Here is a 13,234-nt window from a genome sequence, read left to right as displayed (position 1 = left end):
TTCTCCTTTCTGTACATATTTTTCTCATTCACTATTTGTAATACAAATCAAAGGTCGTACGATAATTATGGCCTTGTATTTGATGTATGTTAAAAAGGATAACATAAAAATCAAATAAATAAACAATAAATTCTACAAATTCTTAATTTTTTATACAAATATATTTATCTCACTAAACTATTCTATAAAATCCTTCCCTTTTATACTCTTTAAGTAGTTTCATGACGTAATCTCAATTCTAAAATTTAACATTTTTTATTGACTACTTATATCATTAAATGATATATATTAATTAACGATATATCGTTTAATGATATAAGGAGGTTGAATATGCCGCGGAACGATTCATTAGAGATGGGGGAACTTACTGATACGTCCTACTACATCTTATTATCTCTTGTAGAGGCAAAACACGGGTATCTTATTATGAAAACCATTGAAGATATGACCAATCAACAGTTTTCTATTGGGCCTGCATCTATGTACACCACGATTAAAAAGCTTCTTGCAGCTGAATTAATTACGCTTTTTGGCGAAAGCAAAGACAAAAAAAAAACGTATGTTGCAACGGAAAAAGGAATTCAGTTTTTAAAAAAAGAAATTCAGCGCCGTAAAGAAATGATTAAACACGCTGAAGATATTTTAGGAGGTTTATAAATGAAAAAGAAAAAATACATAATGAGTGGTGGGACTGCCTTTGCAGAGAAAGAAGATTTACAAAAGCTTAGCGACTACGCTAAAAAAGGATGGCTTTTAGACCGTTTTGCGTTTTTAGGGTATACATTAAAAAAAGGAACGCCTCAAGATCTTCAATATTCACTGGATTTTCAGGAAAATGCAGATGATGAATATTTTATGCTTTTTCAAGAAGCTGGATGGCAGCACGTTTGTTCAGCAGGCCATGCCATGCATATTTTCAGCGCACCCGAGGGAACAAAACCTATCTATTCCGATGTAGAAACCGTTATTGACAGATACAAAAGAGAAAAGCATTCGGTAGGCAAAGCAGCCCTATCTATTCTCGCCGTCATGGTGTTTCTTCTGCTTTTTGACGTTATGAGCTTGTACGGCTGGTTTCCTGAAGCAGTAGGTACGATAAGCGATATTTTATTGATAATTTCAACGGTACTTCTAGTATTTCCAGGACTTCCTTACTTTGCGTATCAGCGTAAGCTAAAAAAACTTGGTAACATTTAAAAATCGATCTTCCGTCTAACAACTTTCAAAAAGAATTTCATCCTGCGCTTGAAACGTTTGTGGAAAGTGATGAAGTAATATAAGAAAGCTATGGGAACCCATAGCTTTCTTATATTTGATACGCCCATACGCCGCTGATTGTTGCAAAGAATACTTGAATAGCTCCTGCACCTGAGACTTGATGAGCCGTTAATGCTCCTACTCCTACTAATGAAGGAATATATAACAGCATCGGATAATTAATGACGGATCCGACCAAACCGGAAATAAATGACCCACCCAATAGGAAAAAGCTTGATAATAAATGTAAGATCCATTATAGTCGCTTGTCAAGCAGAGAAACTATATTTAATTTTACTTATCTATATGGATGCTTTACTACGAACTAGTGCATTTTATACAGCTTAGAGATCGCAAATGTTTCTCCTTAACCTGCTTTATTTTATGTATCCCCTCCCCTATAAAGGAAACAAAGCTTGCCATTCTAATGAACCATTGGGTGTAATATATCATGCTGAAAAATAAGATTGCTGCTCCATTCGCCGTCTACACACAAAAGGTCCATTCCCCGAGGAGAACTGGACCTTCTATGGTGAAAAACTGATTAGCCTTGATGATAAATGTTATGCCATTGATTCCACGAACTGTGTGGATGCTGCTGGTGCCATTGATTCCAAGGCACATATGGATGTTGCTGGTGCCACTGATTCCACGTGCCGTGTGGATACTGCTGATGCCACTGATTCCAAGGTGTGTATGGATGTTGCTGATGCCATTGATTCCATGTGCCGTGCGGATACTGTTTGTGCCACTGCTCCCAAGGTACATGGGGATGTTGCTGATGCCATTGATTCCACGTGCCGTGCGGATGCTGATGATGCCATTGTTCCCATGGAATATAATGTTGCTGTCCTTGATGCATGTTTCTTCAACTCCTTTTCTTTGCCACATCATATGTTCATTTTTTGATTTAGAGCTTATCTTTTTTAAAATATAGGCGTTTGATTTCTTATGTATCATCTTGGCATTTATAAAAGCTTGTTATTTTTAATCATTCATCTTCTTTATTAAAAAGCGACACTTGCTATTTTTACGGAACGAAGCGCTTTAACTCAACTGTAAACGTTGTTTTTTCAAAAGGTATGCTCTCTAAAAGAAACATTTAAATGACCATAAGCAAAAGAAGCAGGTTTCTTATAAGAAATCTGCTTCTTTTGCTTGCTTGTATTGAACTGGTTTTGCTCGACTTCTATATAACAAAAGATGCATGTAGCCTTTTATTCTGAAGGAGATGGAAATCTTGCTGCTTCGAAATGTGAAACATTTTCTGTTGTGACAATTGTGCCGTCAACATTACTTTGTGCAAAGACTTCGACTTGATCTCCTTTTTCTAAATTATAAATAGTAGATACAGATACCGCATTAACAAATACAGTATTGCCGCCGAAGAAATCGTTATCGATCGCGATAACCGTTGTGCCATTCACACGAATTTCTACGCGGGCTCTATAATCTACAGTCGTATCGTTAGGGAGAAATCCAATTGTGGCAATAATGGAATATACGCCATCTTTTTTAGGGCGAAAAACAGACGTAATGGGGTTATATTCATTGGCTAAATCAAATTGTTTAAACTGATAGAAAACTTTTACAAATGTGTCTGCTGATACTGGTTGATTTGTTAGGTTAAGAGCTTTAAAAGCTGATTCTCTTGTATTTCCTTGCTTGCCTTGTGCGCCAGAACAATGATGATGTTTCTTAGAAGAATAAGATTTCTCTACATAGTATTTATCATCTTTTTTTATTGTAATCATCCTTTCTTTGTGTGTCTTTATACATTATTCATTTGTAGAAAAAATGCTTGGATGCTTGTCCTTTGACTGATAATTTTTAATAGAGAAAACGATAGATTTCTGAGCTTTGTACAAAAAAACACCTTCTCATTCGAGAAGGTGTTTAGGAATTAACCAACAATATTGTAACCAGCGTCTACGTGTACGATTTCTCCAGTTACGCCGCGTGAAAGATGGCTCAGTAATACAACCGTCATGTCGCCAACTTCTGCTTGCGTTACGTTTCGTTTAAGAGGTGCTGTTTCTTCAACTTTGTGAAGAATTTGGTTAAAGTCAGAAATGCCTTTCGCTGCAAGCGTACGAATTGGACCTGCTGAAATAGCATTTACGCGGATATTGTCTTTCCCTAAGTCTAATGCTAAGTATTTCACTGAAGACTCAAGTGCTGCTTTCGCTACGCCCATTACGTTATAGCCTTCAACTGCACGTTCTGCACCAAGATAGCTCATCGCTACAAGAGAACCGCCTTCTGTCATAAGAGGTTTTGCTGCTTTCGCTACAGCGATAAATGAATAAGCACTTGTATCTTGAGCAAATGCATATCCGCTTCTTGATGTATTAATAAACTCGCCGTTCAAATCTTCTGAGTGAGCAAACGCAATAGAGTGAATAACTCCGTGAACTGTGCCTGCTTCTTCTCCGATTTTTTTGAAAGCTGCTTCAATGCTTTCGTCGCTGTTCACGTCACATTCTGCAATTAATGTTGCTTGAATTTCATTTTTTTCTAGCAGCTTGTTCAATTTTCCTAGTGAACGTTCTTTACGGTATGTAAAAATTAAGTTTGCTCCTACTTGATGAAGGGCTTTTGCAACACCCCAAGCAATACTTCTGTCGTTGGCAACTCCCATAATAACAATGTTCTTGTTCTTTAATTGTAATAAATCTTCCATATTATCCTCCAAAAAAAATTAGTCATCAATGATGACTAATAGGTAATTGTATAGCTTTATTATAGCACAAAGATGCTCTTAGTTCCTAAAGGTCTTATGAATTGTCCATTTTTGGTCTATAAATGCCCTCTTACTTGTCTGAATTCTGTAGCCACGCTTGTGTTGTTTCAGCAAATTTTTTGGCTGCAGGTGAGAGGTGATAACGAGTAGCTAGGCCAATTGAGCGGTAGCTGTCCACTTGAAACGGAATGGCACGCAGCTCTCCCGGGATGGAATCCAGAAGCATTTCAGGTAAAATACTAATCCCTAAGTGATGCGTAATCATCGATAAAATAGCACTTTCATCCATTAATTCAAAGCGAATTTCAGGCTGAATGCCGCGTTCTTCAAACAATTGCTTAATATCATGATATCCTCCGTACGTCGGCATAATAAACGGTTCTTTCTCTAAATCTTCAAAGTGAACGGTTTTTTGATGATATAAAGCACTTTGATTTGATACGACGCACAGCAGTCGATCTTTTTTTAAATGAATAATGTGAAATTGACTTGAATGCGTAATGTTAATAAAACCGCAGTCTATTTCGCCGCTTAGCAGCCACTGTTCAATTTCAAGATAATCGCCTTCTTTGAGCTGAATTTGGATCGCCGGGTAGTTTTTTTCCATCAGCTGAATAATTTCAGGAAGCCACTTGGTCGACACGCTCTTAAAAATGCCAATTTTAATTGTTCCTTTTGCAAGACCTAACAGACTGGCTGCTTCTTGATGAACTTTTTCATTTTCTTGAAGCACCTTGCGAATGGCAAGAAGCATCGCTTCGCCTTCTGTTGTTAAGGTAATACCCGATCTGTTTCGATTCACAAGCGGGAATCCAAATTCCGATTCAAGATTTGTAATGGAATGACTGACCGCTGACTGCGTGAGCGCCAGCGCATCTGCCGCTTTTGTAAAACTTTTAACTTCAGCTACTTTATTCAATATTTCATATTTTACTAAGCTCATTTTATCCCACCTTAACATGAATTTAATTCATGTTCATCATTATAAAGATTCATTTTATTAATATCAAATTCCTTTGTATACTGTGAGTACATCACAAACAATGGAGGGTTGGACGTGAGTTACCGTACACGAGCAAATATGATGATGGTTGGTGTAAATGTATTTTGGGGCATGTCGTATGTGTTTATGAAAATGGGGCTGAGTTCGCTCGGATCATTTACCATTATTGCGCTTAGATGCTTGATTGCCTTTTTTATTGCTGGACTATTTTTCTATAAGCCTTTACGACAAATTACGCGCAAAACAATTTTATCATCAGCGATTTTAGGTTTTTTACTGTTTTCCGTTTTTTCATTTGTCACGTTTGGCGTCAGCATGACGTCTGCTTCAAATGCCGGGTTTCTTGTCAGTTTAACAGTCATTTTTGTTCCGTTGCTCAACTGCCTGTTAGTGAAGAAGCTTCCTTCTTGGCCGATTGCACTTGGAGTTATCACTACCCTAACCGGTATAGGTGTTTTAACCTTAAAGCACTCATTTCATATGAATACTGGTGATTTACTTTGCATTGGAACTGCACTATGTTATGCCATTCATATTACGTTGACCGGCACGTTTACAAAAAACGAAAACCCAATTGCTCTCGGTATTTTACAGCTAGGGTTTGCTGGAGTATTTGCACTCCTTTGCAGCTTTTTATTTGAACACCCGAGCATCCCAACTACCTTATCATCATGGATTGCCATTTTAGGTCTTGGCGTTCTTTGCAGCGCGATTGGATTCATTTGTCAAGCCATTGCGCAGCGCTACACAACGCCTACTCACACAGGCCTTATTTTTGCAACAGAGCCTATTTTTGCTGCGCTGTTTGCCGTTCTCTTTTTGCATGAACTGTTTACGTTTAAAGAACTGATTGGTTCTACTATTGTGATCGCGGGGATTTTAATTGCTCAGTTAGACGATTTACTATTAAGAAAAAGAGTTCACTATCAAGAGACATTGCCAAAGTAAAAGCCGCTAGGTTCTTGAATCTAGCGGCTTTTGTTTCTAAATCAAATGCGTTCCTTTATGAGCATAATTGGCTCACTTTATAGCTTATATGTATAAAACTTTTTATCTACGTTCATCACCGGGAAATTCGCAGGCAGCTTTTCTTCCGCTATGCTTTGAAAGCCGTTCTTTTCATAAAATCGATGCGCAGCCTTAAATTGTAATGTGGTTCCCAAGTATATCCCTTCCACTTCTTGCTCTTTTGCCCACTCGATGGCCGTATGCAGTAAGCGCTGAGCCGTTTTAAAGGTCGCTCCTCTATAAGGTTTTGCTACAAACATCTTTCGTAGCGCTACTTGATTGCTTCCAATATCTACTAAAGCTACGGTTCCTACTACTTTTTCGTTGCAAAGAGCCACCCAAAAGTTTCCGTTTCCCTGTTGGTAAAAGCTTTCGGTTTCAAACAAATCAGGCTGATCTTTCTCCGTTATTGGAATGTGATATTCTTGCTGCTGAATATGAAGAATTAAATCCACTACTTCTTGTTGATACTTGCTAGCATATGGCTTAATAATGATACTTTCGCTCAAAAACTCCACCGCCTTGAATCAGTTTACTCCATCTTATTTTTGACTACTTTTAATACTGCACAACCTATGTTAATTACAAAACCAATCACGGCACCTGCAAGAATTGATATCACACCTACAGCGATAAAATCGCCTTTAGTCGGCTGAAATAAATTCATAGAAAGCAGCCCAAATATAAAAAGCATTGGAATAAGATAACTCAGCATCTTTTTCAGCTTAGCCCTTCTTTTCCCTATCTCTATAAACCCTGTAACCATTTTATCGTATATCAATTTCCTATTTATTATAATATTTATCTTTTTTCCTATTTCCATTCGGAAAATGAAGTTAAAAAAGTGCCTACCTCTCGTTCCTTACTAATTGAGAGGCGGGCACTTTTTTTATAAAACGTGACTTGTTGCTTGTAAAAAGAACTGAGACTGCTCATAGTTGTACGTTACTTTTGAAAAGTCAAACGGCTGTCCGTTGGCTAAGTGAAAGAGTGTTTCAATAAATAATTTAGGGTCGCCTTCTTTTAATCCTAAGTACTTTGCTTCTTCTCTGTTCAGCTTGCCGACGTGAAGATATAGATCAGAAAACCCGATTTTTAAGCCGAGTCCTTCTTTAATGTAATGAAAAATAGACTCCGAAACAATTTCGTTATTTAAGTATGTAATGATGGATTTATTATAAAACGATTCTTCTAGACACAGCGTCTGGCCGTTAATATACCGTACTCTCTTCACATAATAGACGTCGCTATTTTCTTCTATGTTTAAATTTAACGCGGCTTCTTGCGTCGGCTTTCGTACATCTAGCTCAATCACTTCCGATGTTAAATTAAAATCTTCAAGTTCACTTGTAAATCCTTGATTGGAAAGCAAACCGATATATCCTTTTCGTTTATGGCGTCGGACAAAAATGCCGCTTCCTCTGACTTGAAAAACAACGCCTTTTTTCTCCAATAAATCTAAGGCCTTTGTTACCGTACTTTTACTCGCCTCAAATTGTGCCATCAGCGTTTCTAATACCGGCAGCTTGTCTCCTTGCTGAAGCTCATGGTTTTCAATATAGGTTTCAATTTCAATTGCAATTTGTTGGTATTTAATCATAGCTATACCTCTTTACTGAATTTGTCTCAAGAATAACACGATTATACCATAATCTAACTCCACACCATAAACTTAAATTATTTATTGATTATTATTTTATTTGGGTATTGATAAATTGTATCGGTACAATTATACTGAAAGCGTATACTCAACAAGGGGGTTGAACATATGGGAGGAAAAATTAGAGATTATCACAAGCTTGCAGCAGACATTTTAGATGCAGTGGGCGGCGAAGAAAATATCTTAAGCGCTACACGCTGTGCCACAAGGCTGCGAATTGTGTTAAAACGTTCGAAGCCAGAAGCCAAACGCACGGTATCTTCTATGCCTGGTGTCATTACGGTGGTTGAAAACAGCGGACAGTTTCAAGTTGTTATTGGACAGCACGTAGGAGACGTTTATGAAGAGTTTGCTAGTTTAGTAAATCTGGATACAGAAAAGGAGCAAACTGAAAACAAAGGGACTGTCTTAAACCAGATTATTGCTACGATGTCCGCTGTGTTCGCACCGTTTGTATACATCTTAGCAGCAGCAGGAATTTTACAAGGCTCGTTAATCTTAATTAATCTGCTTTCTGATAGCTTTGCAAAAACGGGCACATATCAAGTATTGAGCTTCATTTCATGGGCACCATTTGTTTTTTTACCTATTTTTATTGCCATCACAGCATCCAAGCATTTTAAAACCAACACCTACATCGCAGTGGCGTGCTGTGCCGCATTAGTCAGTCCAACATGGGCAGAAATGGCGGCCAAAATTGCCGATGGAAGCAGTATTACGTTTTTAGGTCTTTCTCTATCCGAAACGGTCTATACTTCTTCTGTTTTACCGCCTTTATTCTTAGTATGGATTTTGTCTTATCTTGAAAGGTTCCTAAACAAGAGCATTCATGAAGTGGTTAGACCGCTGTTTGTCCCATTTTTATGTATGGTAATTATGGTTCCCATAACGATTTTACTTATTGGCCCCGTTACAACAATGGGAGCTAATGGAATTGCTCACGGCTATAACTTTTTAGCTGAAAACGTCCCTGCCTTAGCAGGAGCAATCATTGGCGGCTTCTGGCAAATTGTTGTCATCTTTGGTGTACATTGGGGAATTACACCGATGGTACTGGCCAACTTTGATTTAAACGGCAGAGATTCATTTCAAGCCTATCAAACGATTGCCGTAGTGGCTCAAGTTGGAGCGGTGCTTGGGGTTATTTTAAAAGCAAAAAGTCAAGAAGCACGCAAAGTGAGCGTCTCAGCTGGGATAACAGGATTATTTGGTATTACAGAGCCAGCCATTTACGGCGTGAACTTACGTTTTAAAAAGCCGTTTATCTTTGGCTGTATTTCAGGCGCTATTGGTGCTGTTGTAGCAAGTTTCTTTCACCCGTATTACTTTGCTTACGCAGGATTGCCTGGACCGCTGACTGTTGTAAACGGTATCAGCCAAGACTACCCGATGTCGATCTGGGGAATTTTAATTGGATGCGCCATTGCGATTATTCTTCCTGTTGTGCTCATTCAACTATTCGGTTACGGAGAAGATGCAGCAAAAGACGCAGCTACTTCACCTTTAAAAGAAGTAGCTGTAAGCAACCCGAACGAAAATGAAGAAACCATCAGCGCACCGTTTAGCGGAAAAATTATCCCTCTTTCTAGCGTACCAGACGAAGTATTCAGCTCAGGTGCTATGGGAAAAGGATTAGCCATTGATCCTTCAGATAATAAGCTTTATGCACCTTTTGACGGAACGGTAGTTATGGTAGCTCCAACGAAGCACGCCATCGGCCTTCGATCAGAATACGGTGTTGAACTGCTTGTTCATATCGGATTAGATACCGTTACATTAGACGGCAAGCCGTTTACGCTGCATGTAGAAGACGGTGTAAAGTTTAAAAAAGGCGATTTACTTATTCAATTTGATAAAGAATTTATTGAAACACAAGGATTACAAACAATTACGCCTGTTATTATCACAAATTCAAGCGCTTATCGAGAAGTAATCGTTGAAGATGTTGAAAATAGCGGGCTGGATCAGACATTATTTACCGTAGTGAAATAAGGAGGAACTAACAATGACAAAGATGCCAAAGAATTTCTTATGGGGCGGCGCATTAGCAGCCCATCAATTTGAAGGCGGATGGAACCAAGGCGGAAAAGGACCAAGCGTAGTGGACGTCATGACCGCTGGTGCGCACGGCGTACCGCGGGAAATCACTGAAACAGTGGAAGATGATAAATTTTACCCAAATCACGAAGCGATTGATTTTTATCACCGCTACAAAGAAGATATCGCACTGTTTGCAGAAATGGGCTTAAAATGTTTGCGAACGTCTATTGGCTGGAGTCGTATTTTTCCTAAAGGCGATGAAGCTGAGCCAAACGAAGAAGGACTAAAATTCTACGACGATGTATTTGATGAACTATTAAAGCATGGAATTGAGCCGGTTATTACGCTTTCTCACTTTGAAATGCCCCTGCATTTAGCTCGAGAATACGGCGGATTCAGAAGCCGAAAAACGGTGGATTGCTTTGTGAAGTTCGCTGAAGTTTGCTTTAACCGCTATAAAGACAAAGTAACGTACTGGATGACATTTAATGAAATTAATAACAAAATGGATGTAAACAACCCTCTTTTCTTGTGGACGAACTCAGGTGTTTCTGTAAAGCCTGGTGAAAACGCAAAAGAAGTGATGTATCAGGCAGGACATCATGAACTTCTGGCAAGCGCTCTTGCTGTATCAAAAGGAAAAGAAATTAATCCAAATTTCCAAATTGGAGCGATGGTATCACATGTACCAATTTATCCGTATTCTTCAAACCCTGAAGATGTAATGCTAGCAGAAGAAACAATGAGACAGCGCTACTTCTTCCCTGACGTTCAAGTTCGCGGCTATTACCCAAGCTATGCGTTAAAAGAGTTTGAACGAGAAGGCTATCATATTCCATTTGAAGAAGGCGACGAAGAAATTTTACGAAAGGGAAAAGTGGACTATTTAGGCTTCAGTTATTACATGTCAACAACCGTTAAAAGCGACGTTGAAGCTGATAACACGGGTGATATCGTAAACGGCGGATTGCCAAACGGCGTAGCAAACCCTTATATCAAATCAAGCGATTGGGGCTGGTCTATTGACCCAACGGGCTTGCGCTATACGTTAAACCGCTTCTACGACCGCTATCAAATTCCGCTGTTCATCGTAGAAAACGGATTTGGTGCCATTGATACGGTTGAAGAAGACGGTTCCATTCATGACGCATCGCGAATTGAATATTTAAAATCACACATCGAAGCGTTAGAAAAAGCCGTGACGTACGATGGTGTTGATTTAATGGGCTATACGCCGTGGGGAATTATTGATATTGTTTCCTTTACAACAGGCGAAATGAAAAAGCGATACGGTATGATTTATGTGGACCGCGACAACGAAGGAAACGGATCGATGAAGCGCTACAAAAAAGATTCCTTTAACTGGTATAAACATGTGATTGAAACAAACGGCAAAGAACTATAAGAAATTAGAAAAAGCCGGATTCCTGTGTAAAGACACAGAAATCCGGCTTTTTTTAGAAATGGGTAAAAATAAATGCAAATACGTTATCTCGGTTTGTCTACCAGCTGTGTTTGAGCAATTTCTGTTTGCTTAATTCCCGCTCGTTGAATTTCATCAGCAAACGATTCATGTTTTAGCGTTTTGATTACCTTTTCGCTTCCATCTCGAAGAGTATACACTCTAAATTCATACATACTCTGCCCTCTCCTTTAAGATATGATTGATGCGATACATTAGATGCGCTCCTGTTAAAAGCAATCCATATAGAGGAAACTTTTTACTCTTATTTACTTTACCCACTTCTTTTGGGAACTAGACAAAGAGTTTTAATCACGTTCTTGATGCGATAGATGACATACAAAAAGCCTTTGCAGCAAGCAAAGGCTTTTATCTCTTGGATATTATTGTTCAAAGATGGTTCCTTTTTTAAATTTTGAATGTTTAAAAGCGAATTTCGTCAAAAGAATATATGCGACTCCTGCAACTACCACTCCTATAATCCAGCCTAAATCGACTTCGATAAACGCAGCACCAGCACCGATTAGCATCGCAAGCAAGGCACACGGATTGTAGCCGGAAAACGCTCCTTTTTCTTGATACAATTCCTCTACATTTACTCTTTGTTTCCGTAAAATATAATAATCGACCAATAAAATAGAAACAATCGGACCTAAAAAAGCAGAGTAAATCAAAATGAACAACCCAAGACCTGCAGCTGATGAATCCTGAACAAGCACCCAAGGGAACGAGCAAAATGCAAGCAGTCCGGTGATGGTAACCGCCACTTTATAATTTACTTTTGTCAGCAGCGTAATGACATACGTAGGCGGAATAATATTTGCCACCATATTTACGGCAATAACGCCAATCACAATAAATGCCGATACAGCAACAGTGATATAGGAATTATCGACTACAACCGCGAACGCTTTAACAGGATTGGAAATACCCGTGGCGGAAGCAAGCATAGCCCCGATTGTAAGCACGAATCCGTAGGCTACCATAATGGGCGTAAAGTATAAAAATCCCCGCTTGGTGTCGCTAATTCCCGGCTTCAGCTCTCTAGAGTAATCGGCTGCGCTTAGAAAAATCGCCGCATAATTCCCCATAAACATCATAATAAAAGAAAAGAACGGCAGTCCCCATGAACCTTTTGTATGTACCCACTTATCCCCTACTACTTCACTATGAGAAGTTAAAAGAACACCAAATACATAAACAAGACCAAGCAATATGATGATAGAAGCAAGCATCTCTACCCATTTAACCGCGTGGAAGCTGTACAATGAAAGCACAATTTGCAGCAATTGAATAATAATAAAACAAAGAACAAGATTGTCAAAAGACCCTTTGCTCACAATTTTTCCAATTTCATTTAAAGCTGTGCCTCCTGTCCAGCTTTGAAAACCATACCAAATGATAGCTGGAATACCTCGTAAAAGAGACGATATGACGGATCCTTTTATTCCAAAAGACATTCGAAGCTGCATCACATACGGTATACCAGTCTTGTAGCCGATTCTATCATTTAACACAAAAAAAGCAGAAATAATACCAATTGCAATAATCGCTGCCACAAACGTTTGAAAAAGATTTAATACCGCAGTACCTGCTACTACCAAGCTAGCGCCAAGCGTCATATTTCCTAAATTAACGCCGTCTCCAATCCACATAAACATATAAGACATGGGAGTTAGCTTTCGATCACCTTCCGCTTTTGGCTTCAGTGACGGATCAAGACTCGTATCTTGATGAGCATGTACCTCTTCTATAATGGAACTTGTTGCATTTGTAGACACTATACACTCAACTCCTATTTTATGATGTTTTCACTCTTACATCTAACATCGAATGTAAGTTAACTTAACGTGTACATAGTGTATACGAATTTCACCGCAAGTTCATTATAATTATTGTGAATTTTCTGATATTAATTTGTGCGATTTGACTAATTTCGAGAGAAGCTTCCGCTCATTATAGCGGAGAATAAAAGAGTTGATAGCAATAAAAAAATCCAAGCGCTTATTATAAGCGCTTGGATTAATTAACTAGTATTCATTTTTCACAGGCGATGTAGTC

The 13,234-nt window shown here is 38.7% G+C and carries 14 protein-coding genes and 1 pseudogene; 5 read left to right on the top strand and 10 right to left on the bottom strand.

The annotated features are described in order from the left end of the window. The first annotated feature begins 330 nt into the window (after positions 1-330). The gene (locus M3225_RS07655) at positions 331-657 is read left to right on the top strand and encodes a PadR family transcriptional regulator (RefSeq protein WP_251392222.1); all 327 of its coding nucleotides are present in this window, start codon (positions 331-333) and stop codon (positions 655-657) included. Continuing rightward, the gene (locus M3225_RS07650) at positions 658-1,197 is read left to right on the top strand and encodes a DUF2812 domain-containing protein (protein ID WP_251392220.1); all 540 of its coding nucleotides are present in this window, start codon (positions 658-660) and stop codon (positions 1,195-1,197) included. Positions 1,198-1,312: 115 nt separating this feature from the next. Here M3225_RS07650 and M3225_RS07645 read toward each other — a convergent pair. The 5 genes and pseudogenes from M3225_RS07645 to M3225_RS07625 form a co-directional block, all read right to left on the bottom strand. Further along, positions 1,313-1,514, bottom strand: a pseudogene (locus M3225_RS07645) (sulfite exporter TauE/SafE family protein); the annotation flags it as partial. 287 nt (positions 1,515-1,801) lie between these two features. Beyond that, complete coding sequence (locus tag M3225_RS07640; protein WP_251392218.1) at positions 1,802-2,119, bottom strand: hypothetical protein; 318 nt, start codon at positions 2,117-2,119, stop codon at positions 1,802-1,804. A gap of 355 nt (positions 2,120-2,474) precedes the next feature. Then, positions 2,475-3,011 carry a hypothetical protein gene (locus M3225_RS07635; RefSeq protein ID WP_251392216.1) on the bottom strand — a complete coding sequence of 179 codons (537 nt, stop codon included), beginning with the start codon at positions 3,009-3,011 and terminating at the stop codon, positions 2,475-2,477. Positions 3,012-3,160: 149 nt separating this feature from the next. After that, positions 3,161-3,940 (bottom strand): enoyl-ACP reductase FabI, encoded by a 780-nt coding sequence (gene fabI / locus M3225_RS07630; RefSeq protein ID WP_251392214.1) that lies wholly within the window; start codon positions 3,938-3,940, stop codon positions 3,161-3,163. A 130-nt stretch (positions 3,941-4,070) separates the two neighbouring features. After that, positions 4,071-4,943 (bottom strand): LysR family transcriptional regulator, encoded by an 873-nt coding sequence (locus M3225_RS07625; protein WP_251392212.1) that lies wholly within the window; start codon positions 4,941-4,943, stop codon positions 4,071-4,073. Positions 4,944-5,057: 114 nt separating this feature from the next. On the opposite strand from M3225_RS07625, the gene M3225_RS07620 reads away from it, so the two are divergent. Continuing rightward, a complete protein-coding gene (locus M3225_RS07620; RefSeq protein WP_251392210.1) occupies positions 5,058-5,951 on the top strand; it encodes a DMT family transporter in 894 nt (297 codons plus the stop codon). Positions 5,952-6,028: 77 nt separating this feature from the next. Here M3225_RS07620 and M3225_RS07615 read toward each other — a convergent pair whose 3' ends face one another. The 3 genes from M3225_RS07615 to M3225_RS07605 form a co-directional block, all read right to left on the bottom strand. Then, positions 6,029-6,520: a GNAT family N-acetyltransferase gene (locus tag M3225_RS07615; protein ID WP_251392202.1), complete on the bottom strand. Its 492-nt coding sequence runs from the start codon at positions 6,518-6,520 to the stop codon at positions 6,029-6,031. Between the two features lie 23 nt (positions 6,521-6,543). Continuing rightward, a complete protein-coding gene (locus M3225_RS07610) occupies positions 6,544-6,726 on the bottom strand; it encodes a hypothetical protein (protein WP_251392200.1) in 183 nt (60 codons plus the stop codon). A 174-nt stretch (positions 6,727-6,900) separates the two neighbouring features. Further along, a complete protein-coding gene (locus M3225_RS07605) occupies positions 6,901-7,611 on the bottom strand; it encodes a GntR family transcriptional regulator (RefSeq protein ID WP_251392198.1) in 711 nt (236 codons plus the stop codon). 168 nt (positions 7,612-7,779) lie between these two features. Here M3225_RS07605 and M3225_RS07600 point away from each other — a divergent pair, with 168 nt between their 5' ends. Then, positions 7,780-9,663 (top strand): beta-glucoside-specific PTS transporter subunit IIABC, encoded by a 1,884-nt coding sequence (locus M3225_RS07600; RefSeq protein WP_251392196.1) that lies wholly within the window; start codon positions 7,780-7,782, stop codon positions 9,661-9,663. Between the two features lie 13 nt (positions 9,664-9,676). Further along, on the top strand, positions 9,677-11,116 hold the full coding sequence (gene bglA, locus M3225_RS07595) for a 6-phospho-beta-glucosidase BglA (protein WP_251392194.1): 1,440 nt from the start codon (positions 9,677-9,679) through the stop codon (positions 11,114-11,116). A gap of 83 nt (positions 11,117-11,199) precedes the next feature. Here the strand turns inward: bglA and M3225_RS07590 are convergent, their stop codons facing one another. Together M3225_RS07590 and M3225_RS07585 are read right to left on the bottom strand one after the other, a co-directional pair. Then, on the bottom strand, positions 11,200-11,349 hold the full coding sequence (locus tag M3225_RS07590; RefSeq protein ID WP_013058052.1) for a hypothetical protein: 150 nt from the start codon (positions 11,347-11,349) through the stop codon (positions 11,200-11,202). Positions 11,350-11,556: 207 nt separating this feature from the next. Next, complete coding sequence (locus M3225_RS07585; protein ID WP_251392192.1) at positions 11,557-12,954, bottom strand: NCS1 family transporter; 1,398 nt, start codon at positions 12,952-12,954, stop codon at positions 11,557-11,559. Between the last annotated feature and the right edge of the window lie 280 nt (positions 12,955-13,234).

The sequence above is a fragment of the Priestia aryabhattai genome, assembly GCF_023715685.1.
GTDB classification, from domain to species: domain Bacteria; phylum Bacillota; class Bacilli; order Bacillales; family Bacillaceae_H; genus Priestia; species Priestia aryabhattai_B.
The sequence above is the reverse complement of the archived record's forward strand: the minus strand, read 5'-3'. Positions and strand labels throughout refer to the sequence as shown.